This is a genomic window from Rhodoferax sp., assembly GCF_023700745.1.
In the GTDB taxonomy this organism is placed as follows: domain Bacteria; phylum Pseudomonadota; class Gammaproteobacteria; order Burkholderiales; family Burkholderiaceae_C; genus Rhodoferax.
In genome coordinates this window covers 32,448-55,747 of sequence record NZ_JAMPYG010000014.1, presented here as the reverse complement: position 1 = coordinate 55,747, position 23,300 = coordinate 32,448, and the positions used below count along the sequence as shown (strand labels likewise).

At 57.1% G+C, this 23,300-nt stretch carries 24 protein-coding genes; 15 read left to right on the top strand and 9 right to left on the bottom strand.

Annotated features, from left to right (window positions below; all coding sequences use genetic code 11):
- Nucleotides 1-436 precede the first annotated feature (436 nt).
- The 5 genes from NDJ10_RS11555 to NDJ10_RS11535 all read right to left on the bottom strand — a co-directional run bounded on the left by NDJ10_RS11555 (nucleotide 437) and on the right by NDJ10_RS11535 (nucleotide 4,814).
- Nucleotides 437-1,252: a carbohydrate ABC transporter permease gene (locus tag NDJ10_RS11555; protein WP_296162329.1), complete on the bottom strand. Its 816-nt coding sequence runs from the start codon at nucleotides 1,250-1,252 to the stop codon at nucleotides 437-439.
- 10 nt (nucleotides 1,253-1,262) lie between these two features.
- The gene (locus NDJ10_RS11550) at nucleotides 1,263-2,141 is read right to left on the bottom strand and encodes a sugar ABC transporter permease (protein WP_296162328.1); all 879 of its coding nucleotides are present in this window, start codon (nucleotides 2,139-2,141) and stop codon (nucleotides 1,263-1,265) included.
- An 89-nt stretch (nucleotides 2,142-2,230) separates the two neighbouring features.
- Nucleotides 2,231-3,487 carry a sugar ABC transporter substrate-binding protein gene (locus NDJ10_RS11545; RefSeq protein ID WP_296162327.1) on the bottom strand — a complete coding sequence of 419 codons (1,257 nt, stop codon included), beginning with the start codon at nucleotides 3,485-3,487 and terminating at the stop codon, nucleotides 2,231-2,233.
- A 91-nt stretch (nucleotides 3,488-3,578) separates the two neighbouring features.
- A complete protein-coding gene (ugpC, locus tag NDJ10_RS11540; protein WP_296162326.1) occupies nucleotides 3,579-4,676 on the bottom strand; it encodes a sn-glycerol-3-phosphate ABC transporter ATP-binding protein UgpC in 1,098 nt (365 codons plus the stop codon).
- Between the two features lie 15 nt (nucleotides 4,677-4,691).
- Nucleotides 4,692-4,814 (bottom strand): hypothetical protein, encoded by a 123-nt coding sequence (locus NDJ10_RS11535; protein WP_296162325.1) that lies wholly within the window; start codon nucleotides 4,812-4,814, stop codon nucleotides 4,692-4,694.
- A gap of 176 nt (nucleotides 4,815-4,990) precedes the next feature.
- On the opposite strand from NDJ10_RS11535, the gene NDJ10_RS11530 reads away from it, so the two are divergent.
- Together NDJ10_RS11530 and dgoD are read left to right on the top strand one after the other, a co-directional pair.
- Nucleotides 4,991-5,791 (top strand): FadR/GntR family transcriptional regulator, encoded by an 801-nt coding sequence (locus NDJ10_RS11530; RefSeq protein ID WP_296162323.1) that lies wholly within the window; start codon nucleotides 4,991-4,993, stop codon nucleotides 5,789-5,791.
- Nucleotides 5,724-6,872: a galactonate dehydratase gene (gene dgoD, locus NDJ10_RS11525; RefSeq protein WP_296162321.1), complete on the top strand. Its 1,149-nt coding sequence runs from the start codon at nucleotides 5,724-5,726 to the stop codon at nucleotides 6,870-6,872. The genes NDJ10_RS11530 and dgoD overlap by 68 nt, the downstream gene beginning before the upstream one ends.
- A gap of 176 nt (nucleotides 6,873-7,048) precedes the next feature.
- Here dgoD and NDJ10_RS11520 read toward each other — a convergent pair whose 3' ends face one another.
- Entirely contained in the window at nucleotides 7,049-7,570 is a 522-nt protein-coding gene (locus NDJ10_RS11520; protein WP_296162319.1) for a DUF1993 domain-containing protein, read from the bottom strand.
- A 265-nt stretch (nucleotides 7,571-7,835) separates the two neighbouring features.
- Between NDJ10_RS11520 and umuD the strand changes: the two genes are divergently transcribed.
- Nucleotides 7,836-8,264 (top strand): translesion error-prone DNA polymerase V autoproteolytic subunit, encoded by a 429-nt coding sequence (gene umuD, locus NDJ10_RS11515; protein ID WP_363318706.1) that lies wholly within the window; start codon nucleotides 7,836-7,838, stop codon nucleotides 8,262-8,264.
- A gap of 260 nt (nucleotides 8,265-8,524) precedes the next feature.
- On the opposite strand, the gene NDJ10_RS11510 is transcribed toward umuD, so the two are convergent.
- The gene (locus tag NDJ10_RS11510; protein ID WP_296162315.1) at nucleotides 8,525-8,806 is read right to left on the bottom strand and encodes a hypothetical protein; all 282 of its coding nucleotides are present in this window, start codon (nucleotides 8,804-8,806) and stop codon (nucleotides 8,525-8,527) included.
- 90 nt (nucleotides 8,807-8,896) lie between these two features.
- On the opposite strand from NDJ10_RS11510, the gene NDJ10_RS11505 reads away from it, so the two are divergent.
- Together NDJ10_RS11505 and NDJ10_RS11500 are read left to right on the top strand one after the other, a co-directional pair.
- On the top strand, nucleotides 8,897-9,652 hold the full coding sequence (locus NDJ10_RS11505; protein ID WP_296162314.1) for a hypothetical protein: 756 nt from the start codon (nucleotides 8,897-8,899) through the stop codon (nucleotides 9,650-9,652).
- A 186-nt stretch (nucleotides 9,653-9,838) separates the two neighbouring features.
- The gene (locus NDJ10_RS11500) at nucleotides 9,839-10,294 is read left to right on the top strand and encodes an SRPBCC domain-containing protein (RefSeq protein ID WP_296162313.1); all 456 of its coding nucleotides are present in this window, start codon (nucleotides 9,839-9,841) and stop codon (nucleotides 10,292-10,294) included.
- Nucleotides 10,295-10,478: 184 nt separating this feature from the next.
- On the opposite strand, the gene NDJ10_RS11495 is transcribed toward NDJ10_RS11500, so the two are convergent.
- Nucleotides 10,479-10,967 (bottom strand): hypothetical protein, encoded by a 489-nt coding sequence (locus tag NDJ10_RS11495; RefSeq protein ID WP_296162312.1) that lies wholly within the window; start codon nucleotides 10,965-10,967, stop codon nucleotides 10,479-10,481.
- Between the two features lie 138 nt (nucleotides 10,968-11,105).
- On the opposite strand from NDJ10_RS11495, the gene groL reads away from it, so the two are divergent.
- Both groL and NDJ10_RS11485 read left to right on the top strand, forming a co-directional pair.
- On the top strand, nucleotides 11,106-12,743 hold the full coding sequence (groL, locus tag NDJ10_RS11490) for a chaperonin GroEL (RefSeq protein WP_296162310.1): 1,638 nt from the start codon (nucleotides 11,106-11,108) through the stop codon (nucleotides 12,741-12,743).
- Between the two features lie 24 nt (nucleotides 12,744-12,767).
- Entirely contained in the window at nucleotides 12,768-13,202 is a 435-nt protein-coding gene (locus NDJ10_RS11485; protein ID WP_296162307.1) for a host attachment protein, read from the top strand.
- On the opposite strand, the gene NDJ10_RS11480 is transcribed toward NDJ10_RS11485, so the two are convergent.
- Nucleotides 13,175-14,944: an adenosylcobalamin-dependent ribonucleoside-diphosphate reductase gene (locus NDJ10_RS11480; protein WP_296162306.1), complete on the bottom strand. Its 1,770-nt coding sequence runs from the start codon at nucleotides 14,942-14,944 to the stop codon at nucleotides 13,175-13,177. The two genes, NDJ10_RS11485 and NDJ10_RS11480, sit on opposite strands and share 28 nt — an antisense overlap.
- 372 nt (nucleotides 14,945-15,316) lie before the next feature.
- Here NDJ10_RS11480 and NDJ10_RS11475 point away from each other — a divergent pair, with 372 nt between their 5' ends.
- The 8 genes from NDJ10_RS11475 to NDJ10_RS11440 are packed head-to-tail and all read left to right on the top strand — an operon-like array spanning nucleotide 15,317 to nucleotide 23,288.
- Nucleotides 15,317-16,312 (top strand): DctP family TRAP transporter solute-binding subunit, encoded by a 996-nt coding sequence (locus NDJ10_RS11475; protein WP_296162304.1) that lies wholly within the window; start codon nucleotides 15,317-15,319, stop codon nucleotides 16,310-16,312.
- A gap of 10 nt (nucleotides 16,313-16,322) precedes the next feature.
- Nucleotides 16,323-16,850: a TRAP transporter small permease gene (locus NDJ10_RS11470; protein WP_296162303.1), complete on the top strand. Its 528-nt coding sequence runs from the start codon at nucleotides 16,323-16,325 to the stop codon at nucleotides 16,848-16,850.
- Between the two features lie 18 nt (nucleotides 16,851-16,868).
- Nucleotides 16,869-18,152, top strand: a complete 1,284-nt coding sequence (locus NDJ10_RS11465; protein WP_296162302.1) for a TRAP transporter large permease — start codon at nucleotides 16,869-16,871, stop codon at nucleotides 18,150-18,152.
- 47 nt (nucleotides 18,153-18,199) lie between these two features.
- The gene (locus NDJ10_RS11460; RefSeq protein ID WP_296162301.1) at nucleotides 18,200-19,012 is read left to right on the top strand and encodes a 2-amino-3,7-dideoxy-D-threo-hept-6-ulosonate synthase; all 813 of its coding nucleotides are present in this window, start codon (nucleotides 18,200-18,202) and stop codon (nucleotides 19,010-19,012) included.
- On the top strand, nucleotides 19,009-20,049 hold the full coding sequence (locus NDJ10_RS11455; RefSeq protein ID WP_296162300.1) for a zinc-dependent dehydrogenase: 1,041 nt from the start codon (nucleotides 19,009-19,011) through the stop codon (nucleotides 20,047-20,049). The genes NDJ10_RS11460 and NDJ10_RS11455 overlap by 4 nt, the downstream gene beginning before the upstream one ends.
- Nucleotides 20,042-21,538, top strand: a complete 1,497-nt coding sequence (locus NDJ10_RS11450) for an FGGY family carbohydrate kinase (protein WP_296162299.1) — start codon at nucleotides 20,042-20,044, stop codon at nucleotides 21,536-21,538. Before NDJ10_RS11455 ends, NDJ10_RS11450 begins: the two co-directional genes overlap by 8 nt.
- Nucleotides 21,539-21,553: 15 nt before the next feature.
- A complete protein-coding gene (locus tag NDJ10_RS11445; RefSeq protein ID WP_296162298.1) occupies nucleotides 21,554-22,258 on the top strand; it encodes an FCD domain-containing protein in 705 nt (234 codons plus the stop codon).
- A gap of 43 nt (nucleotides 22,259-22,301) precedes the next feature.
- Nucleotides 22,302-23,288, top strand: coding sequence for a D-glycerate dehydrogenase (locus NDJ10_RS11440; protein ID WP_296162297.1), 987 nt, complete (start codon nucleotides 22,302-22,304; stop codon nucleotides 23,286-23,288).
- Nucleotides 23,289-23,300: the final 12 nt, after the last annotated feature.

The window sequence follows — 23,300 nt, the reverse complement described above, 5'->3', positions numbered from 1 at the left end:
AATCAACCCCAGACGCGCTGCAACCCGTTGCCACCACCCAGCTCAAATTAAAGCGCCTGCGGTCGGTATGGTGCCGGTACAGGTCCATGATGTGGGCGTTCACCCGGGGTTCTCCTTGCCACTCGGGCATGCTGAGGGCCCCTTGCCTGCGTTGCATGACGCCTTCAATCAGGAGCGGCCGCCGTGCCGGTGGCAGGCGCACCATGACATCCCGCACACCGGTCCTGAAAAACACGCCAGCCGGTATAGACCGAACCGGGCGGTTGTGACAGCCGCGCCAGCAGGCCTTGCGTTGGGTGTTAACCCCGGTTCGTTTCAACATCGAATCAAGGCGGGTGCTTCTCCCGAGAAAGCGTTTAGCCGTGCTCGGAAGAAGGCCCCACCATCCAACAATCCGTGCTTTCTGGTGAACGCCCCGTCTGTGAAGAATCAAGGGCTAACCCTTGACCGCCCCCATCGTCAATCCCTTGACCACGTATTTTTGAAAAATCATCGTCAGCACAATCGCCGGCGCCATGATTGCCACAGCGGCGGCCATCACCCCGCCCCAGTCCACTTCGGCATAGGATAAAAAGTTGTAGACGGCGATTGGCAGAGTCTTCGTCTTCTCCATGCTGAGCACTTGGGAGAACATAAAGTTATTCCAGGAAAAGATGAACGACAATGTGGTCGCGGTGATGATGCCTGGCCCCGAAAGAGGCAGGATGATTTTCAGGAAGGCGTACTGGCGCGTGGCACCGTCGACCATTGCCGACTCCTCAAGCTCACGCGGAATTGTGTTGAAGTAGGTTGTCATGATCCACACGACAATCGGCAGCGCGATCAGCATGTGCGACAGAATCAGCGCCACATAGCTGTCCATTAGGCCAAGCCGCGAGAAAATGATATACCAAGGCATCAGGAAAGAAATGCCTGGCATAAGACGCGCCAGCAGGATAAAAACTGCTAGCCTATTCTGCGTGTAGCGCGCGATCGAGTAGGCTGCCGGCAGCCCGAGCAGTAGCGACAGACCGACAGATGCCGCGCCGACGATTGTCGAATTCATGAAGTATTTCAGGAAGTTCTGCTCCTCGAAGACTTTCCGGTAATTCTGCAGAGTCGGCTCGAAAAACAGCTTAGGCGGCCACGAAATGATGTCCACCTGCGTTTTGAAGGAAGATGAAAGCATCCACAGGAACGGAAACAGCACGATAAGTGCTATGAGCCCGACCAGACAATAGAAAAGTATGTTCGATACGACCTTGTTTTTCATCTGTGGCACCTCAAATTTCGGTCGATGCACGCAGTTTCATGATGCCGAGGCTGCACAGCAGGACCACCAGGAACAGCGCCACCAAAACGACTGACGATTGCCCGATGCGGAAATATTCGAAGCTGTACTTGAAACCCATGATGTTGAGCGTTTCCGAGGCGTAACCGGGACCACCGCCGGTCATCGCGAAAATGATGTCGAAGGTCTTCAGTGCGTCGATCAGGCGCAGAATCGTCGCAGTCAGGATGACGGGCATGACCATCGGGATCGTGACATAGCGCAGTATTTGCCATTCGCTCGCGCCATCCACGCGCGCCGCTTCGACTGGCTCCTCCGAAAGGCCGGCCAGACCGGCGAGAACGATCAGCGTAATCATCGGCGTCCACTGCCAGACATCGACCAAGATCAGTGCCGGAATGACCGTTTTTTCACTCGATACCCAACTTCCCTGTGGTAAACCGACCGAGTTGAGAAGGAAGTTCAGCAGACCGATGGTCGGATCGTAGAAGAGATTGAAGACGATGCCAACCGCCACCGGCGTGGCGACGAGCGGAAGCAGAAGCAACAGCTTTGCCAGATTTCTGCCGATAAAGGCGCGGTTAAGAATAATTGCAACCGTCACGCCAAGCACTACCTCAATGGCCACGGCAAAAAGAGTAAACGTAAATGTTCTACCTAACGCCTGTAGAAAGCGCGGTTCGGTGAGCACGCGCAGGTAGCTGCCGAATCCGACGAAAGCTGGCTCCATACCCGAAGTGAGATTCCAGTTGGTGAAGCTCAGATAAAGGGTATAGAGAATGGGAAATACCATCATCAATCCAATGAAGACGATGGCCGGAAGTGGGAACAATATCCGCAAATTCCGTTCGGTAAAGCTTGACCGGATCATAGATAACTCTCCTACTGGACATTGCAGCTATGCGATCTCGTCAGGTTTCACTCCGGGCCATCCGCGCTGTGCCGAATGGCCCGGGGTTCTCACTTGCCGTATTCGCCGGTGTCTTTCAGCAGGCCATTGACCCGGGCAACTTTCTCCTTGGCCATTTCCTCGAGCTTGGTCGAAGTGCCCTTGGTGTTGATCGACTCGATGACCAGTTCACCGATCAGATCACGAGCCTCGCCGACTGCGCTCATATATGGACGGTCAACTGGCGTGCCGTTCTTGGCGGCAAAAACACGCGTCTCGATCAAGCCCCGGTTCATTTTGGCGCGCACAACCGCGTCTTCCCATACTGAGGAACGCGCCATTGTGATGTTGTCCATCATGCCCTTGATGGCCATTTCCTTGCTCGATGCCCAGTTCAGGAATTTCCATGCCATGTCATGTTTCTTTGACTGACTGGAAACAGACATGCCCCACGAAGAAACGATGAAGGGAGCGTTTGTTTTAGGACCAGCCGGGAAGTTGGCGATATCAAAACTCGCGACCGGAATCTGCGTTTTGGATTGATCGACAACCTGACCGTAAAACACCGAAGCATCGGTCCACATCGCCACCTTGCCCGCCTGGAACAGCGGCATGATGTTTTCCCATGACATGGAGGTCACGCCCTTGGGTCCGTAGTTGCCAAGCAGTTTTCCATAAAGGCGCATGGCATCGACTGCCGGCTTCGAATCAAAAACCGCGACGCCCTTTTCAAGGTACTCGCCGCCGTAGTTGTACACGTAGCTTGACAACTGCGTCACAGCCGCCGCGCCCTTGCCACGCGAGGCAAAGCCGGCCACGCTCTCGGAATTGAGCTTCTTGGCCGCCGCCTCGAGCTCGTCGAAGTTGGTTGGCACCTTCAAACCCGCGGCTTGCAGCAAGTCCTTGCGATAGTAAAGCACCTGCCACTCCGTCACGAGCGGCACGATGTAGGGCTTGCCACCAAAGGACGCGGCATTCATGATGTTCTTCGGGTAATCGGCAAAGTCGTAACCGGTGAGTGGCGCATACCAGCCGTTCTTGGCAAACATCTTGCCTTCCTGCAGCGGTCGTGTCATGAAGACATCCACCGTCGAAGACTTGGTGGCGAATTCAGTTGTGAGTTTTTGCGTCAGTTGGCTTTCCTGCAGGCTTTCGACGTTGACCTTGATGCCAGAGGTCTTTTCGAACTGGGGAATGGACTGCTTAAGCAACTCTCCGTACGGGTGGTTGGCCAGCAACACGCGGATTTCACCAGACTGCGCCATGGCCCCCGCACAGAGGCACAGCGTGGACAGCGCCACCATGGTTTTCGAAAGTATATGTTTCATAAAAATCTCCAAGTTAAGTAACAAAGAACCAACCTAAAAACGTCTCGAAAACCTGCCAAGCCGCAACCAGGACCAAGTTTGGAAGCCTGCTCTAAATGATGGTCTGCGACGACTCCTTGTCAAAAATATGCGTTTTGACCATTTTGAAATCAATTTGAATCGTCTCGCCAGCGCAAATCAAATGCTCAGGCACGGCCATCCGGGCAACCAGCGCATGCGCACCACAGGTCAAATGGACGAAAATTTCTGACCCAAGCAACTCGACCACCTCGGCCTTCGCCGTGATCGTATTCCCGTCATCACTGCCTGGCTGGTGCAAAGATATATCTTCCGGGCGCACACCAAAGACCACATCCTTGGCGCCATGCGCCTCAAGATTGCTCCGGAAGACCTCTGGTATTGCAACTTTAAAACTAGCGCCATCGATGAATAGCTCGCCATTTTCCGAGACGATTCGGGCATCGAAGAAATTCATCGCCGGTGAGCCAATGAAGCCCGCAACGAATCGGTTGGCCGGCTGTGAGTAGACTTCCATGGGTACACCGCTCTGCTGCAGGACGGCCTTGCTCATGATGAAGATTCGGTCGGCCATGGTCATGGCCTCGACCTGGTCGTGCGTGACGTAGATCATTGTGGCGCCCAGGCGCTTATGCAGCTTGCTAATCTCGGCGCGCATCGCTACCCGTAGCTTGGCATCCAGGTTGGACAGAGGCTCGTCGAACAAAAACACCTTGGGCTTGCGAACAATAGCCCGGCCCACCGCCACCCGCTGCCGCTGGCCGCCCGACAACTCCTTGGGCTTTCTGTCCAGCAACTCGTTGAGTCCAAGAATGTCAGACGCCTCCTGCACGCGGACATCGATTTCCGACTGAGACAATTTGCGAATTTTCAGCCCGAAACCCATGTTCTCGCGCACAGTCATATGGGGATAGAGCGCGTAGTTCTGGAAGACCATGGCGATGTCGCGATCCTTCGGCTCCAGGTCGTTGACCAGCGCGTCACCAATGTAGATCTCGCCTGAGCTGACCGATTCAAGACCAGCAATCATGCGCAGCGCTGTCGACTTCCCGCAGCCAGAAGGACCCACAAGGACAGCGAATTCCTTGTCCTGGACTTCGAGCGAAAGTTCGTTAACGACTTTCAAGGATCCGTATTGCTTCACAAGGTTCTTCAGGGTCACTTTTGCCATGTCAATTTACCCTCGTTATTTGAATTCCGGCAAGACGCGAACGCGTCCCGGCTGCCAGGGAATCATCGCGCGGTGCAAGGCCAGCACAACGATGCCTGCGAATTCCTGATTGCCAACCGCTTTGGCAGCACGGTTCATTTCTGTATCAGTGTTTTTCGGCGGCACCAAACAAGGAATGCAAGTCGCGCTTACTTGATGGCCTTTGAAATTCTAGTACAGAAAATTTAATCTGTACTACAATTTTTTTTCATTGTCCTACGATGAAATCCCGGAATAGTCCGGCTCCAGTGAATGAACAATCCAAGGGATTTGCGATGAACAAGACTGAGCGCTTGACTCAACTGTTTGGCAAAAGGATCACCCAGGGTGAATTCGCACCTGGCTCGGCATTGCCGTCGGAAGCTGACCTGTGTGCGCACTTCGGGGTATCACGCAACATCATTCGCGAAGTTGTCAAGGTGCTTTCTACCAAAAAGCTGATCGACGCTCAGCGCTACCGAGGCTTATTCGTGATGCCAGCCGAGTGCTGGAACTACCTTGATGCCGACGTTTTGGAATGGACCCTAGAAAAAGGCAACAATCCCGCGCTGATTCGTTCTTTAATCGAGGTGCGTAGCTTGATTGAGCCAACCATCTCGCGCTGGGCGGCAGAACGCGCGACGGCTGTCGACCTCGTTGAGATTGAAGCCAGCTACAACGAGATGGCTGCCAACCCGACCCGCCCAGACCTTTTCCATGAAGCCGACATTCGATTTCACAGGGCGGTTTTGATCGCCACCCATAATGTTGTCATGAAGCAATTAAGCGACGCGGTGAGCGCGTTGCAGCGTGCGATTTTTGACTTCACCTTTGAGCGCGATGCGACGCACATGGGATTGACCATCAACGAGCACCGTGAATTGTTTGACGCTATCCGCCGAAAAAATCCACAAGCGGCAGAGTCGGCGGCCTGTCGCATGATCGAGCGCACCGCGCAGCGTGCGCTGTCTGCCACCCACCAAGTTGATGGCAATGCCGATGGGTGTGCCCCTTTTCAAGGATTGATGCATGAAGATCACCAAATTGACCACCTACCGTCTGGCGCCGCGATGGTTGTTCCTGAAGGTCGAAACTGACGAAGGTGTCAGCGGTTGGGGCGAGGCGGTCATTGAGGGCCGAGCACGGACGGTGGAGGTTGCAGTCAATGAACTTGCAGACTATCTGATCGGCAAGGAGCCGTCGCGCATCAATGACATCTGGCAGACGCTGTACCGCGCTGGTTTTTACCGCGGCGGGCCGATCCTCATGAGCGCAATTGCCGGTATCGATCAGGCTTTGTGGGACATCAAAGGCAAGGTGCTCGGTGCACCGGTCTATGAACTCCTTGGTGGCCTTGTGCGCGATCGGATGAAGATGTACAGCTGGGTCGGCGGCGACAGACCAGCCGACGTTATCGCCGGCATCCGCAAGCTGCAGGCCATTGGCTTTGACACTTTCAAGCTGAATGGCTGCGAGGAAGTGGGCCTGATCGACAACTCCCGCACGGTCGATGCAGCCGTTGCCGTTGTCGCAGAAATCCGTGAAACGTTCGGTAGCGCCATTGAATTTGGTCTCGACTTTCACGGGCGTGTCTCGGCGCCAATGGCGCGGGTTCTCATTAAGGAACTGGAACCCTACCGCCCGCTGTTTATCGAGGAGCCGGTGCTGGCAGAGCAGGCTGAATGCTACCCGCGCCTTGCCGCGATGACGCACATTCCGATTGCCGCAGGCGAGCGCATGTTTTCACGTTTCGATTTCAAGCGCGTGTTTGAGGGCGGCGGCATTTCGATCATCCAGCCCGACCTGTCGCATGCTGGCGGCATCACAGAGTGCCACAAGATCGCCTCAATGGCCGAAGCCTACGATGTTGGCCTTGCACCGCACTGCCCACTTGGCCCGCTGGCATTGGCTTCCTGTCTGCACATTGACTTTGTGGCACGCAATGCGGTCTTCCAGGAGCAGAGCATGGGCCTTCACTATAACCAAGGCGCAGAGCTACTGGACTACGTGTTGAACAAGGAGGATTTCGAGTTTCACGACGGCTACATGATGCCACCGAAGAGGCCAGGCCTTGGCGTGGAAATTGACGAGGCGCTGGTCATCGAACGTAGCAAGAATGCGCCCGACTGGCGCAACCCGGTCTGGCGCCATGCCGACGGCTCGGTTGCCGAATGGTAATTTCTGTCGCGGGAAGCAATATGACCCATGACACATCGCCGCAACTAATGTCTAGAGCGCGTTCCTTGATGGCTTGGTAGCTGCACATTCGATGATGGTAACCACCTCACTGCACATCGTTGAACCTGTCACAGGCTGCCACGATGCCGAGGCTCTCTCGCTTGCGGTCCAGTCAATCAAGATTTCACGCGAGGCTTTCCTATAAAGTCCCGTTTGCCGATGGTCAAACCCTTGTGGCGAAGGATGTCGTAAGCGGTCGTCGCGTGAAAGAAAAAGTTGGGCATGGAGAATGACAACAGAAAGTTTTCCGCGGTGAAGTCCATTCGCCGCTCGCCGATTTCAAATCGCATATCTCTCCCGAGAAAGCCATTGATCTCATTCGGATTGATCTTCTCCAGCGCAGTCACAGCGTTGGAGACTTGATCCTTCAGCCCAGCGAAACTGTCCGGCCAGGGCGACAGGTCTGGCGAAAACAACCCGTTACGTACGCCCTGGATTGCACCAACCGAATGCACGACTACGGACTTGATCTGGTAGCCAAATGGAAGCATATCGTCGGCGAGCCGTGCATCGATGAGCGTCGAATCCGGCAAATTGCGCTCAATGCTGTGGGCTTGTGCCTTGTCCAGCAGGCGTGTCATCGAGCCGAGAATTTGTTGCCACGTAGGTACGAGCGCGTCGTGGAGGGTGAAACTCATCGGAACTCCTTATAAAGAATGGATTGGTACGCCATCGGTGAATTGTTTCATGGTAGGTCCCTGTTCCCGGGACTGGATACTTAAAAAGTTTTATCCATCAACTTGTCCCTGTCATACGTGGGCAGGGCTGTGGATAAGCACTGGGACAAGCCCGCAAACCCGCGTCTGCCTTGACTTTGCCGGTCGTGCTTAAAAAATAGGCAGATAGTGTGAACAGTTCATCACGACATCAGAGTTCTTGTATACTGTGTTTATGACCAGTATTGTGACCACAACCCAACCCGTGCCCATTTCCGACGCACCGCTTCTGGCTGTCCTGCTGCGCAACCGGGTCTGTGACGGTTTCCCGTCCCCGGCTGAAGACTTCGGTGACCAGCGCATTGACCTGACCCAGGTGCTGGTCACCCACGCACAGGCGACTTACTTCCTTCGGGCCAGTGGCACGTCCATGGTGGAAGCAGGCATCTTCGACAACGACATCCTGGTGGTGGACCGGGCTATCAAGCCTCGACACGGGCACATCGTCGTGGCCATTGTGGACGGTAACTTCGCGGTCCAGCAGTTTTACCAGCGTCAGGGCCGCACCAAGCTCAAAGCGGCTAACCCGACCTTCCCTGACATCGAGCCCAAAGAAGGCCAGATGATCGAAGTCTGGGGAGTCGTGACCAGCACCATCAAGCAGTTCAAGGTCTGACCATGTATACATTGGTGGACGGCAACAACTTTTATGTGCGAGCAGGTGGTTAGACCCAGTCTGTCCAGCACTGCCGCAGCGGCCTTGTCATCTAGCAATTCCTTGCTTGCTTGAACGATGTCTTAAAAATTCACGATTCACTTTCATAAGGACCCGCGGTGCTGAGTAGCGTTGCGGGAATGGGAATGAGAGTGAGTTTCGGGAATGTGAACCGTGATGTGACTCAATTCGGTTTGGTCATTACCGAATTCGGTTTAGGGTTATGACTTGCGCGGGATTGCGGGTAGTACGGACTTTACCGCTGCCTTCAAATACTTGCGCACCGTGTCATCCGTAATGGTGATTCCAAGCCCGGCCAAATCATCAGCTATCTCTTTTGGTGTGGCGCTTTTGGATGCTGCCGGATCAAAACTGTAGCCGGACAACTTCAGCCCTGTGTGCTTCGTTCGAGCAGGTGGTGATAGCGCGCATGATGGCGAGATGGGTTTGTCTTTGCTGAAAATGTACCACTTGCTCAACCGGCCACCGCTACCGAGAGTCATGTCTGCGCCAACGGCACGTCTTCATTTTTGGACCGCTAGTGAAAACCGGAGATGAGAGTTATCAACACCTGAAATGGATGCCGCCCTACCATGAGTTTACAAATGCAAGGACCAAAAGGATTCAAAATGTTCAAACTCATCAAAACCACTTTTGTGTGCAGTGCGATGGCACTGCTGGCCGGATGCGGTGGCGGCGGCGATGCGCTACCCCCCGCTGTAACGAGTTTTCCAGTGCAAGACGCACTGATTTACGCCTACACGAACGGCCTTCAAAGTACCCTGAATGTCACCGGCAGCGCCATTGATGGCGTCAACACCTACCCGGTCACGGGCTCACTCACAATCACCCTTGGTGCAGGCACAAGCACCACATTCAACGGCACGGTAGCCGTTCAAACAACCGAAACTGTGAACGGCACCTTGACTATTGCCGGTCAGTCAGCCCCGCTGAACTCCTTTTCGACCTCCTACCTGAATTTTTCCTACGAACCGCTGGCTTACAGCACGACGGGAAGTTACTGCGAGGCCGCCAGCCCGGTTGTTTATCCTGACACAGCCTCGGTTGGGCAATCTGGCAACCTGGGTGTTTTCACCTGTTATACCGACAGCACAAAAGCAATCCTGACAGGCCGTGAAACGGGCACCTACCTGGCCACGGCGGGGAGCTCCTACAACACACTCGACATGACGATCACCACCAACATATACGACGCCCTGGGCGCTCTGGCGGGAACGGGGAGCATGACATACACCATTACGGGTGGCGGCATACCGAGCCTTACCCAGTTCAACATGTCGACCACGGACAGCGGCATAACGATCAACATCACTGCGAAGGCAATTTAGCGATGCGCTGTTGCCGACCTGACATGAGCGCAAAATCTAGTACGCACGCTTCAACTCCACCATTTACCTGTTGTCGATCTGCACCAGCGGCAACTTTCATTTGATCTTCAGGGGTTGTGGCCCGCGTCGTCTTGATACGCCTACACAGCACCGCCCAAGGGATTCATGGATCACTCAACACATAGCATGGAACCAGCCAACGCGCGCACTGACGCAAGAACCAAGACCATTCAGGCAACGACTGCCCAGGTCTTCGCCGCAATACGCGATCCTCTTAGAGTTGCCAGATGGTGGGGTCCGGAGGGCTTCAGCAGCACGATTCACCATTTTGATTTTCGTGCGGGAGGCAAGTGGTACCTCACCCTGCACGGCCCCGACGGTAAGGACTACCCGAACGAGTATCGTCTCCTGCGCGCTGAACCGGACCACCTTGTCGAGATCGAACATCCGTCAGATGATCATTACTTCATCCTCAGAATTGAGCTCCGCCAACAAGGTGACGCTACGCTGGTTGTATGGCAGCAGACGTTCGACACGGTGGAACACTACCGACCGCTGGCGAGTTTCCTGGCGGAAGCAAATGAGCAAGTCCTGGCGCGTCTATCGGCGGAAGTGCACGGTGCGCCAAGTGCTGCCTCTTAACGACTGAAAGGGACCTCACCGTCCCAGTCATGTGACCGATTGATCAGCAGATCACCATTGGCGAGCAGCTGGACTTGCCTGGGCTTGAGGTAATGCGTCATCCCCATGTACAAAAGCCCCATGACCACGCACCAGAAAATCATCATCGGGATGAGTCCGGTCTTTGTTGGCAACACGGCCAGCGCTACGGCATCGGGCGCTCTGGGCCCTGCGTGCCTTGAGCGCGCGCCGAGAGGTAGGCATAAAGATCCATGATATGGGCATTCACCCGGGGTTCTCCTTGCCACTCGGGCATGATGAGCGCACCCTCCTGGCGCCGCATGACGCCTTCGATCAGAGCTTCTCGCGCGGCGCTGTCAACACCGGCCTGCGCGACCGGCAGACTCCAGTCGTAGCGCATCAGCACCAGGCCAACAAACCGGCGCGGGCCCATGTTGCGAACGATGGGCAACAGATCGGGCGCAGTCACCGTGCCGGTGGCAGGTGCACCATGGCATCCCGCGCACCGGTCCTGAAAAACGCGCCAGCCGGTATAGACCGAACCGGGCGGTTGTGACAGCCGCGCCAGTTCTTCCGCCGCCTTGGTGTTTTCCACCTCCAGGGCACACCCCCACAGCAACAGGATCGATGCCAGAGTGGCACCGCGCAACAGTTTGATTGAAAAATTTTTCATGGTCATCACCTTTTCTGGGGCTGTCCAGAGCCGTGCTTTATTTTGAGTCGCTTAACTTCTGCTCCATTGAGATTTCTCATTCATGACGCAATGACTCAGTCCTAGCATCAAGCCAGGTCACAGATCAAGGGAACCACCATGAGCCCCAAAAAACTCCTTTTCCATGACGACGCCCGCGCAAAAATCCGCAGTGGCGTGGACGCGCTGGCCGAAGCCGTCAAGGTCACCCTGGGGCCGCGCGGGCGCACCGTGATTCTGGAGCGCGACTTCGGGCCGCCGCAGATCGTGAACTCTGGTGTGTTGGTGGCCAAGTCGATCGAACTCGAAGACCCGTTTGAAAACATGGGCGCGCAACTGCTGCGCGAGGTGGCGGCGCGCACCAGTGAAATGGCCGGCGACGGCACCACCACCGCCACCGTGCTCGCCCACGGCATGATCCAGGAAGGCTTGCGCTACCTCGCTGGCGGCATGAACCCGATGGACCTCAAACGCGGCATTGAGCTGGCCATCAGCACCCTGGTGGCCGAACTCAAGACCATAGCCCGACCCTGCGCCACGTCGCAGGAGATTGCCCATGTGGCCGCGATTTCGGCCAACAATGACCGTTCGATTGGCGACCTGCTGGCCAACGCCATCGACAAAGTGGGGCGCGAGGGCGCCATCTCGATCGAGGACGGCTCCGGTCTGGAGAGCGTGCTTGAGGTGGTGGAAGGCATGCAGTTTGACCGGGGCTTTTTGTCGCCCTACTTCATCAACAACGCCGAGCGGCAAAGCGCCGTGCTGGAAGATGTGGCGATTTTGTTGTGCGAGGGCCGGTTGTCGTCGCTCAAGGACCTGTTGCCGCTGCTTGAAGAGATCGTCAAGGCAGGCCGCCCCCTGCTGGTGATCGCCGAGGACCTGGACAACGACTCGCTGGCGGCACTGGTCATCAACACGATCCGCGGCACCTTGCGTACCTGTGCCGTCAAGGCCCCCGGTTTTGGCGACCGGCGCAAGGCCATGGTGCAGGACATCGCGGTACTGACCGGTGGCACCGTGGTGAGTGACGAGGTGGGGCTGACGCTGGCCAAGGTCAAGCTGTCGGACCTCGGGCGCGCCACGCGTGCCGAAATCACCAAGGAAACCACCACGTTGATCGGGGGCGCCGGCAAGCCCACGACCATCAAGGACAGGATTGCCACCATTCGCAAGGAACGCGAGCAGGCCAACAGTGACTACGACCGCGAAAAGCTCGACGAGCGGGCCGCCAAGCTGTCCGGCGGTGTGGCCCTGATCAAGGTCGGCGCAGCCACCGAGACCGAGCTGAAGGAACGCAAACTGCGGGTGGAAGACGCCTTGCACGCCACCCGCGCAGCGGTTGAAGAAGGCATTGTTCCGGGCGGCGGCGTGGCCCTGTTGCGGGCGCGCCGATCGCTGACCAGTTTGAGTGGCAGCACGCTGGATGAATCCTCGGGCATCCGCCTGGTGACGCGCGCGGTGGAAGAACCCTTGCGGCGCATTGTGAGCAACGCGGGCGACGAGCCATCGGTCATTTTGAACCGGGTTGACGAATCGCCCGACCCGGCCTTTGGCTACAACGCGGCCACCCGCACTTATGGCGACCTACTGCAGATGGGGGTGATCGACCCGGCCAAGGTGACAAGGCTGGCCTTGCAAAACGCAGCGTCGATTGCCAGCCTGATCCTGACCACCGATTGCATGATTGCCACGGCGCCCAAGCCATCTTCCGAACCGGAGGCACAGCTGCCCGAGGGCAGTATGGCCTCGATGTATTAACCCAAACCCACCCAGAGGACCATCATGGAAAAGACCTGGATTTTGATTGCCAATGGCGAACGGGCACGTTGTTTCGAACGGCATGCCTCGGATCACTCGCTCACCGAGTTGACTGACTTTGTATTTCCGCGCACCCGCCTGACCGGCGAGGACAACAAGGGCCATGGCCGCACGGGCCACGCCGGCACCCAGTTCGAGCCCCACACCGAGGCCCAGGACAAGGCCCGAGCCGACTTTGCTGATGGACTGGCCAATTACCTCAACGACGCGGTTGCCGCACAACGTTGCAATTCACTGGTGCTGATTGCCAACAGTCCGATGCTGGGCACAATCAAACCCCTGCTGAGCCTGGCCGCCAGCAAAGCACTGCAGCACAGCGTGGCCAGCGACCTGACCCAGTTCTCCGGCCTCGAATTGAAAAAGAGTATCGATCACGCGCTGGCGCAGCCCTCGCGGTAAACCGCACAGCCTTTGAGCCCCAGCTCCCAGGCCTGCAGCAGGACAAGTTCAAGGTCCAGCGGGCCGGCATTTTGCGGCAGACGCACTGTTTTGGAAACCGCGCCGTCCACGCAGGATTGCACCACCGCCATCATGTGCAACTGTGCTTCGGGACTGATGTCGACCACCGTTACCATGTGCGCCGGCAAGGCGGCGTGGGATCCAGGCAACTGCCTGTACTGACGCGCGGCAGCGTCTTCAACCTGGAACGTCACGGCCTGGCCATCGGCCCCGCGCACGCTGCGTGTGGTCGTGACCGCAAAAATGGGTTCGATGCCGCTCGACACATGGTTGGCGAGCAGGCTGATGGCACCTGCCGGGGCCACCGCCAGCAAATGGCTGTTGCGAATGCCGTGCTCGGCAATCGCATCCTGGAGTTCATGTGAGAGCTCCAGCACGAACGGACTGGCACCATATTTGATTTTGTCGAAGGCCGGAAACGCGCCCTTCTCCTTGGCAATTTCGATCGACGTGCGGTAGGCCATGTCGCGGATGGTGCCCATGATGGCGCGTGTCAGGTCGAGGCTGGCCTGAGAGCCGTAGCGCAAACCCAGCATGACCAGCATATCGGCCAGGCCGGTGATACCCAGACCGATTCTGCGGCTGGTGCGCACTGCCTTGTCCTGGGCCTTGAGCGGCAACAGAGAGATGTCATGCACATCATCCAGAAAGCGTGTGGCAATACCCGCCACGGCCTTCAGGCCAGCCCAATCCAGCGTGGCGTGCTCGGCAAAGGGGTCCTGCACAAACCGGGTCAGATTGATGGACCCCAGGTTGCAGCCACCATAAGGCGGCAGCGGCACCTCGCCGCAGGGATTGGTGGTGGCAATGCACTCGCTATACCAGAGGTTGTTGGCCCGATTGATGCGGTCAATGAACAACACACCGGGCTCGGCGCAGGCCAGTTGCGCTGCCAGTAGCTTGTCCCACAAGGCGCGGGCCGGCATGCGCCGGTGTACCAGGCAAAGCTGGGGCGTGGTGTCGCCAGGCCAGACCCGCTCGCACACCTCAGCGCCCACAGGAACGGGGTGCTGACCCAAAGGAAAGACGAGTGGCCAGGGGCTGTCCTCTTCGACAGCCCGCATGAAGTCGTCCGTGATAGCGACCGAGAGGTTGAAATGGGACAAGGCAGCACCTGCAGTTTTTGCTTCGATGAAGGCCTCAATGTCAGGGTGGTCGCAGCGCAGCGTGGCCATCATGGCCCCCCGGCGCATGTTGTTTGATTCGAGCACGGCATTGGCGGCTTCCCAGACGCCCATGAACGAGACCGGGCCCGAAGCCACGCCCGCACTGGCCACCGCCTGCGAACCCGCCGGCCGCAAGGTCGAAAAGTCGACCCCGACACCGCCCCCCGCCTGCAACGTCATCATGGCTTCGCGCAAGGCGTTGAAAATACCCTGAATCGAATCCTCCAGCGTCCCGGCCACAAAGCAATTGAAGAGCGTGGTGTGGCGCGAAGTACCGGCACCGGCCAGGATGCGGCCGCCCGGCAAAAAACGGAAGTCACTCAAAATCGCCCGGAAGTGCTCACGCCAATCATTCCGGTGATGCGGTTCTGCCTTTGACACCGCCATCGCCACCCGGTCCCAGGTGGCATCCATCGAAGGTTCCGGGACACGACCGGCCTCAGTCCAGCAGTACCGGGTGCGCCAGACATGGTCGGCAATGGCTTCGGTGATGTGCGTGGTGTGCGTGATCTGCATGGTGTGCCTTCCAGAAGGGTCGCGGCTTTCAGCGTAGCGTTTAGCGGCTAAAAGGCCTTGATAAATCGCATCATTGACCGTCATTGCGAACCGCCCGTATCCGGCCCGATACCGAACACAGACCTTGAACCAGCGCCGTCATCGCGAGGCCACGGGCCGTGGCGATCCATGCAGTCCGGGGTCATGGAAAGGAGCGCAGCGACGCGGCAATCCGGGATTTTGCATTTCGTGCGAAGCGATCATCTTCAGCCGCATCCGGGCATCGAACTGCTGTTCGACCAGCTCTAAGGGTTTTCCATAATTGGTTATACCAATTAAATTTCTTATGCTACGGCACCAACAGAAATTGGTATAACCATTAGGAGATTCACCATGATGAAATTGAAAACACTGATCCTCTCTGGCTTGATTGCCCTGACGGGTACCTGGGCATCGGCAAAAACCACGTTCACACTGTCCACCCCTGACCCTGACAACGCCGAAATCACCCTGGCGGCAAAGAAATACGCTGAAATTGTTGCAACGAAGACCGGCGGCGAGGTGGAAATCAAGGTGTTTCCCAATGGCCAGTTGTACGGCGGCGACCCCTCTGCTGCCGTGCGTCAATTGGCGGGCGGATCACTGGACATGCTGTTGCTGTCCACTTCCCTGTATGCCAACTTCAATCCCAAATTCACCGCCATCTCCATCCCCTACCTGTTCGATGACAACGCGCAGTTGCGCAACTATCTGGTGGGCCCCCTCGGGCAGGAACTGCTTGGCGACCTGAACGGTATCGGCCTCAAAGGCCTGAGCATGTGGCAGCGCCCCTTCCGTCAAATGACAAATTCCCGCAAGCCGATCCAGTCGCCGCAAGACCTGGCCGGCATGAAGTTCCGCGTGCCCAACAACCCGCTGTGGGTCGAGTTTTTCAGCAAGATGGGCGCGGCACCCACACCCATGGCTTTTGGCGAGGTGTACAACGCCTTGCAATTGAAAGTAGTCGATGGTCAGGAAAACCCGATCAACATTCCGGTGACGGCGAAGCTTTACGAAGTGCAGAAATTCGCGACGATCTCCAACCACATGGCCGACGGCTGGGTGCTTGCCATCAACCCGGGCAAATTCAGTGGCTTGTCTGACAAAGACAAGCAGGCACTGGAAACCGCCGCGGTAGAAGCCGAAGCCTGGAAAGCTGCCAATGACGCGGCCGACGCCAAGCAATCCATCGACTTCCTGGTTTCCAAGGGTGTGGCCGTCAATAGCCTGACGCCTGATCAACAAAAGGCCTTTGTGGCTGTTGCCAAAGGCCTTTTCCCGCGCTTTGCGCAACTCGTGAAAGACCAAGCCTTCTTTGACAAGACGCTGACTTTTGTTGGCAAGAAGTGAGTGAAGCACCATGAGTTCTCCCCTGTCTCCTGACCAGATCGCAGACCGACCTACCCTGGCATCGCGGTTGTTGTTGTTGATGACTGATGGCGTGTGTGGCGTCGCCGTCGCGGCCATTGTGCTTGTGGTTCTGGTCCAGGTGGCTGGGAGGCTCCTGGATTCCCCTTTCTCATGGACCGAAGAGCTGACACGCGCCTGCTTTATCTGGATGGTCTTTTCGGGCATCGCCGCGAGTATTCGCCATGCGGATGCTGCGCGTGTCACCGTCTTGCTTCAGTATTTTCCAGGCTTCATTCGCCGCAGCGCTCTCCCTATCTATGTGGCGTGCAGCCTGACGTTTTTCGCGCTGACCGTGTGGACCGGCTGGTACATGGTCAGGCAACAAGTTGTGATGAACGAGCAGATCGCCACCTTGAGCTGGCCCAGCTGGGTCGTCGGCGTGATCGTTCCAGCGTCAGCAGTATTGTCTATTTTCAGTTTGTGGCAGTCACTTCGCACGCACAGATCAACCATCGCCGTCACTGATGGCAACGCATGAATTAGTGGTGCTAACCAAATGATGAGCCTCACCTTGTTATCCCTGTTCCTGTTGCTGTGCGCCGTGGGTTGTCCGCTGGCCATTGCACTCGGACTCTCCAGTGTTGCGAGCATCGCAATATTTACCAGCACCCCCGTTCATGTGCTGTCAGAAAGCATGTTTTCAGCGATGAATTCCTTTCTGCTTGTGGCCGTGCCCTTGTTCCTCCTGGTGGGTCAGTTGATGGACAAAGGTGGCGTAGCCGACCGGATCTTCGACTTTGCCCACGCCATAGTCGGCTGGCTTCCAGGTGGCATGGGACATGTCAATGTGACATCTTCTGTCGTGTTTGGAGGCATTTCCGGCTCATCAGTCGCAGACATCGCATCGCTCGGCGCCATTGAAATCAACGCCATGGTCAAGCACGGCTATGACAAAGGTTATGCCGTGGGCATGACCTTGGCGACCTCCACCCTGTCCTCCATCATTCCACCGTCGATCCTGATGGTGATTGCCGGCTCGATCGCCAACCAGTCGATCGGGTTGCTGCTGATTGCAGGCCTTGTGCCGGGCCTCTTCATCGCGGCTTTCCTGATGGTCTACAACCACATTTACAGCGTTCGCCGTGGCGTGTGCAAACCAACACCTTTTGATGTGCGGCATTTTGCCAATGCGGCAATGCGGGCCATCCTGCCTATGCTGACGCCCGTGATTCTGATGGCGGGCATCCTGGACGGCTTTTTTACACCGACCGAGGCGGCGTCGATTGCCGTGGTTTACACCTTCTTCATTGCCGCCATTGTTTACAAAAACATCACTTGGGCAGACATGCGAGAAATGCTCAAGGAGACCGGCCGTTCGAGTGGTGGCATCCTGTTTATTGCAGCCACCGGCAAATTGGCAGCCTGGGTGTTCGCATTTGATGGCCTGCCCGTGATGGTGGGCACATGGCTGGGCTCCATCACCAAAGATCCGACTTTGATCATGGTATTGATCTTCCTGTTCCTGGTGGTCGTGGGGATGTTCATGGACGCGATTGCTGCCATGTTCATCCTGATACCGATCCTGGTACCACCAGCCATGATGCTGGGTGTTGATCCGATCCATTTGCTCGTCGTCATCGTCATCACCCTGACGCTGGGTCTGGTGACACCGCCCGTAGGGGTATGCCTCTTCGCAGTCGCCAAGGTCACCAACATGAGCCTGGAAGATGTGATCAAGAGTTCGACCGGGCCTGTTTCTGTCCTGGTGCTCTCCATCATGGCGCTCGTTCTGTTTCCCGTGCTGGTAATTGGTCCTCTGAAATTGTTCGGAATGTACTGATTGCCTGCTTTTTCTGTTCCCGATCATCAATTTAACTGGAGTACTTTATGTCCGTAGGAAAACAAGTTCGTATGCGTCGTCTGATGGGCCCATCGGGGCGTATGCTGGCCATCACCATTGACCATCCGATCACGCGCGGTGTGTTGCCAGGTCTGGAAAATATCCGTGAAACCATGAAAAAAGTGGTTGATGGCATGCCGGACGCCATCACCATGCATAAAGGTATTGCCGAAAAGGTGTTTGCACCCTATGCAGGGCAGGCGGCCATGATTCTGAAGATCAGCGCCTATTCCACCCAATACCACCCTCATTACGACGCTCCGGTGGCCGATGTCGAAGAAGCAGTGCGTCTCGGCGCGGATGCTGTATCCGTCGGCTGCATCGTGGGCGGTCCGGAGCAGGCAGAGCAGCTCAGCTTCCTGGGGCGCATGTCCAAGGAAGCGCAATCCATGGGCATGCCGCTGGTGGCCCACATCTACCCCAAAGGCACCATGATCAAGGATCCCCATGATGCCAAGGCGGTCAGGTATGCCGCTCGTGTCGGCGCCGAGTTGGGCGTGGACATCATCAAGACCCTGTGGACCGGCTCCGCCGAAAGTTTCCGCAGCGTGGTGGAAGGTTGCCCTGCCATCGTCGCCCTCGCCGGCGGTGAAATGGGTGAAACACTGGAAGACTATCTGCGCATGACGCATGAGGCACTTGACGTGGGTCTGGGTGGCGTTACCTATGGTCGTTTCGTCTGGTCGCACCCCCACACCAGCAGCGTGATCAAGGCACTCAATGCGCTGATCCACAAAAACGCCAGCGTGGCCGAGTCCCTCAAAGTTTACGAAGCCGACGTGGCAGCAGGTGCCCAATGAAAGCGGCCGTCTTGCGCGCTCCCAACGTTCTGGAGGTCGGCGATATTGCCACCCCGGAAGCGGGCCCCGGTGAGTTGATCCTGTCGATCCGGGCTGCAACAGTGTGCGGCACCGACCTGCGAATCCTGTCGGGGAAAAAGACCAAGGGGATTCGCTTCCCTTCCATCATCGGCCATGAGTTCGCCGGTGTGGTGGTTCAGACGGGTGATGGTGTGACGGGGTTCGCCACGGGCGACCGCGTTTGCATGGACCCTGTGGTTCCTTGCCGCGCCTGCGCTTATTGCAAAGCCGGTCTGGAAAACGTCTGCCAGAATCGTCAAGCCATGGGGTACGAGTTTGATGGCGCTTTTGCGCAGTACATCCGGATTCCGGCCATCGCCTTGCAGGCGGGCAACGTTTTCAAGATGCCGGCGGGCATGAGCTTTGAAGCCGCTGCGCTGAGTGAACCGCTGGCCTGTTGCATCAATGGCCAGAAGAATGCACAGGTTGGACTCGGCGACTCCGTTGTCATCCTGGGGGCGGGGCCCATCGGGCTGATGCACGCGGCCCTGGCCAAGGCAGCGGGCGCGCGACAGGTCATCATCAGCGAACCCAATGCAGCGCGCCGGCAGGCCGCACTGGAACGCGGAGTAAACCACGCCTGTGACCCCACCAAGGAAAACCTGCTGGACTTCGTGAAACAGAAGACGGAAGGCCTGGGTGCCGACGTCGTGATCCTCGCGATTGGTGTGCCAGCGCTGGCCAACGAGGCCTTGAATCTGGTGCGCAAGGGGGGTCGCGTCAACCTGTTCGCAGGGTTCTCCCAAGGCGACATGTCCAGCATTGACGTCAACTTGATCCACTACAACGAAATCACCGTCACAGGTGCCAGTGCCTTGAGCCGCAGCGGCTATGAGCTGGCATTGAACATGTTGTCCAGCGGACAAATTGACGCGACCTCGTTGATCACGCATCGGTACAGCGTGGCCGACTCACTGGCAGCCTTTGACGCGGCAGCGAGTGGTAACGCAATCAAGGTAGCGATCCACAATGACTAAAGTTTTTTTGGGCATTGATGCTGGGACGAGTGCCATCAAGGTTTGTGCCTTTGACACCAATGGCAACTTGCTCAAAAAAGTACAGCGTTTTGTCCCGGTCATAACACCTTATGCGTTATGGGTCGAAATCGATCTGGAGCGCTATTGGGAGTTATTGCTGGAAGCATTGCAAGAGATGACGGCTCAGACCGGACCGGTAAGCTCGATAGGATTATCGACCACCTGCCCCACCACGATTTTGCTGGACAGCGAGCGCAGGCCGGTGCGCCATGCCATGGTCTATCTGGACGGTCGCGCAGACTCGATCGTCCGGTCTGTTGTGGGTGACACGGTTGCCTTCCAGGAACGCAGTGGCAACCGGGCCAGCACGTCCACCTGCTGGGCCGCCAATTTGATGTGGGTGCAGCAAAACGAACCTGAAGTATGGAAAAACGTGCGCAGCGTCTGCATGCTCAACAGCTACATCGCAATGCGCATGACGGGCGAATTGGCTATCGACCCGACCCAGGCATCTTATTCGGGCTTGATGGACGTCAAGCAGGCGCAGCCACAATGGCACCCTGATCTGGTCGCCTTGTGGCAGACACCCGCCGATTACCTGCCTCCCATCGTGCAAGGCTCACAGCGCCTGGGGAGTGTGACCCTTGAGATGGCGGCACTCACCGGTATGCCCGCTGGCATTGCGGTGGCTTTGGGTGTGGCAGATACGGCTGCTGCGGCATTCGCCATGCAATTGCGCGACAACGGGCAAGCCTTTGAATCGGTGGGAACCTCCGGAGTGATCACGTTCTGCATGGATCAGCCGAATTTCGATGCTGGCTTTCTCAATCGCCACCACGTTTACCCGAATCGCTGGCTCGCGCATGGTGCCATGTCGACTTTGGGCGGCTCGTTTGGGTGGCTGCAAAGCAAAGTATGGCCGGAAGTCAAGTCGCTGGCCGAGTTGGAACGATTGGCCCAGGAGTCCTTGCCGGGTGCCAACGGGCTCATATTCCTGCCATACCTGGCGGGTGAACGCAGCCCCATCTGGGACTCCGAAGCGAGTGCTGCATGGATAGGACTGCGACTGGGGCACACACGCGGCGACATGATTCGCGCCGTATTTGAAGGAACGGCATTCGGCCTGCGACAGATCATGGGCCTGGCAGAAAGCAAATGGGGCTTGAAGCCCAAGCGCATGGTGGGTGTAGGCGGTGGCTCCCACAGCCGGTTCTGGGCACAGATCAAGGCTGACGTTCTTTGTCTGGAATATGGCACTACGGAATTTCAGGATGCCGGTGCTTTGGGCGCGGCTTTGCTGGGAGCTATTGCCGGCGATCATTTTTCGGGACTCGAAGATGCTGCCTTGCCTTCGGTGAAAATATCCTCTCAGTGGGTCAAACCATCGTCGGCACACAAGCAAGATATTTATCAACGTCATTTTGAAATCTTTACGCGTCTCTACCCTGTCCTCGCGACGTCGATGCACGAACTCGGTCAAAAGGCCTAGTGTGCACTCCAGGTCATGAATGAAACCACCGACGACCTTCTGATTCGCATCATCGAAATCGCAATGCATGTCCGGCCGGACGAAAGTGGCCGGGTGCGCTTGCCCACCGAGCGCGAACTGTCCGAAGTGCTGGACGTGCAGCGTCCTACCGTGCGGGAGCGGTTGACTGTGCTGGAAACGCTGGGGTTTGTAACTCGGCGGCAAGGCAGCGGCACTTTCCTGTCGCTGCCCAACGCGCAAGTGTTGCAGTTCTACTTTGAAGTCAGTCTCAAGCTGGGCTTTCTGTCATTGGAACAAATCCAGAAGGCATTGGAAATGATCGGGATGGAGATGGCGGTCACTGCGTCCATCGATGCCAGCCGGGAAGAATTTGATGCACTGGACGCCGTGGTCGCTCGCATGGCCGATGCCCCCGGTATTGACGGTTTTGCCCAGTGCCAGCTCGATTTCCATATTGAATTGGCACGGGCCGCGCACAACCCGGTCATCATTTTGATTATCGACGGCCTCACCAGCGTGATTCGTGCGGTCATGACCAATCGTGTGCGTATGATTTCTGTCGTCAAGGGAAGTTTTGACCGCAGCGTGGCCACACACCGCTCGGTGGTTCAGGCACTTCGGGACCGCGAACCCGAAATGGCACGTATCGCCTTGCAGGAATGTTTTTCACTGTGGCGGCGCGAGTCGTCCAAAATTTCCATGCTGTACGTCACGGAGTAAAACCCGATCAAGATGCAAGTCTGATATCTGATTTTTTAACTTCATGAATACCACAACGCCATCGATCAAGCGCCCCCGTCTTCTCATGACAGGCATTCCGCCTGACGATGTGAAGGTCTATACCCAGACTTTTTTTGACTTGACCATCTGGCAGGAAGCCACACCGATCGGAGCGCAACTGCTCGACCGGGTTGCGGGCATGGACGCGCTGGTCGTCATGCCTGGTGACAAGCTGGACGTCGCCACGATTGCCGCCTTGCCCGCATCCGTGAAAGTGCTTGGCACCTACTCTGTGGGTACAGACCACGTTGACCTCAAAGCGGCAACGGCGAAAAACTTGCATGTCTTTCACACGCCCGATGTCCTGACTGAAGCGGTCGCGGATCTCGCCTTGTTTTTGATCATTGCCGCAGCACGTGACACCTCATCCGCCGAAAAAACCTTGCGTGATGAGCGCTGGGGCCGATGGGCACCTAGCTCAATGTTGGGCCGGTCCCTACAAGGCTTGCATCTTGGCATATTCGGCATGGGGCGGATTGGCCAGGCAGTCGCGGCCAGGGCGCGACCTTTCGGCATGTCCATCCATTACCACAACCGGTCAGAACTCGCACCAGACCAGGCGAAAGGGGCAAGTTATTACGCCACGCTGGACGAACTCATGGCATGCAGCGACGTGCTTTGCATTTGCGCACCTTCTGCGCCGGAATTGAAGGGCGCGATCAACGCTCATCGGTTGGCGCTTCTGCCGCAAAATGCCATGCTGGTGAACGTGGCAAGAGGCGACCTGATGGACGAGGAAGCACTGTTTACGCACATGTCCCTGGGCCGCTTGTCAGGTATCGCCATGGATGTCTACCGCAACGAGCCCAACATTGATCCGCGTTGGCTGGCATTGCCGCGTACCACCTTGCTGCCCCATATCGGCAGTGCCACGCGTGAGGTTCGTTCGGCCATGGGCATGCTGGTCGTGGACGGTGTGGCGTCCCATTTTGGCTTGGGAAGTGGCGGCCACTGCGCCAATCCTGCCTAGGTCATCCCACAC

Coding starts and splice junctions, on each gene's coding strand:
- NDJ10_RS11555 (WP_296162329.1), bottom strand. CDS start 1,252: ATGAAAAACAAGGTCGTATCGAACATACTTTTCTATTGTCTGGTCGGG.
- NDJ10_RS11465 (WP_296162302.1), top strand. CDS start 16,869: ATGATGAGCCTCACCTTGTTATCCCTGTTCCTGTTGCTGTGCGCCGTG.
- NDJ10_RS11495 (WP_296162312.1), bottom strand. CDS start 10,967: ATGAAAAATTTTTCAATCAAACTGTTGCGCGGTGCCACTCTGGCATCG.
- NDJ10_RS11520 (WP_296162319.1), bottom strand. CDS start 7,570: ATGAGTTTCACCCTCCACGACGCGCTCGTACCTACGTGGCAACAAATT.
- NDJ10_RS11440 (WP_296162297.1), top strand. CDS start 22,302: ATGAATACCACAACGCCATCGATCAAGCGCCCCCGTCTTCTCATGACA.
- NDJ10_RS11530 (WP_296162323.1), top strand. CDS start 4,991: ATGAACAAGACTGAGCGCTTGACTCAACTGTTTGGCAAAAGGATCACC.
- NDJ10_RS11470 (WP_296162303.1), top strand. CDS start 16,323: ATGAGTTCTCCCCTGTCTCCTGACCAGATCGCAGACCGACCTACCCTG.
- NDJ10_RS11500 (WP_296162313.1), top strand. CDS start 9,839: ATGGAACCAGCCAACGCGCGCACTGACGCAAGAACCAAGACCATTCAG.
- NDJ10_RS11550 (WP_296162328.1), bottom strand. CDS start 2,141: ATGATCCGGTCAAGCTTTACCGAACGGAATTTGCGGATATTGTTCCCA.
- NDJ10_RS11480 (WP_296162306.1), bottom strand. CDS start 14,944: ATGCAGATCACGCACACCACGCACATCACCGAAGCCATTGCCGACCAT.
- NDJ10_RS11475 (WP_296162304.1), top strand. CDS start 15,317: ATGATGAAATTGAAAACACTGATCCTCTCTGGCTTGATTGCCCTGACG.
- NDJ10_RS11445 (WP_296162298.1), top strand. CDS start 21,554: ATGAATGAAACCACCGACGACCTTCTGATTCGCATCATCGAAATCGCA.
- ugpC (WP_296162326.1), bottom strand. CDS start 4,676: ATGGCAAAAGTGACCCTGAAGAACCTTGTGAAGCAATACGGATCCTTG.
- NDJ10_RS11485 (WP_296162307.1), top strand. CDS start 12,768: ATGGAAAAGACCTGGATTTTGATTGCCAATGGCGAACGGGCACGTTGT.
- dgoD (WP_296162321.1), top strand. CDS start 5,724: ATGAAGATCACCAAATTGACCACCTACCGTCTGGCGCCGCGATGGTTG.
- NDJ10_RS11450 (WP_296162299.1), top strand. CDS start 20,042: ATGACTAAAGTTTTTTTGGGCATTGATGCTGGGACGAGTGCCATCAAG.
- groL (WP_296162310.1), top strand. CDS start 11,106: ATGAGCCCCAAAAAACTCCTTTTCCATGACGACGCCCGCGCAAAAATC.
- NDJ10_RS11545 (WP_296162327.1), bottom strand. CDS start 3,487: ATGAAACATATACTTTCGAAAACCATGGTGGCGCTGTCCACGCTGTGC.
- NDJ10_RS11455 (WP_296162300.1), top strand. CDS start 19,009: ATGAAAGCGGCCGTCTTGCGCGCTCCCAACGTTCTGGAGGTCGGCGAT.
- NDJ10_RS11510 (WP_296162315.1), bottom strand. CDS start 8,806: ATGACTCTCGGTAGCGGTGGCCGGTTGAGCAAGTGGTACATTTTCAGC.
- NDJ10_RS11505 (WP_296162314.1), top strand. CDS start 8,897: ATGAGTTTACAAATGCAAGGACCAAAAGGATTCAAAATGTTCAAACTC.
- NDJ10_RS11460 (WP_296162301.1), top strand. CDS start 18,200: ATGTCCGTAGGAAAACAAGTTCGTATGCGTCGTCTGATGGGCCCATCG.
- NDJ10_RS11535 (WP_296162325.1), bottom strand. CDS start 4,814: ATGAACCGTGCTGCCAAAGCGGTTGGCAATCAGGAATTCGCAGGCATC.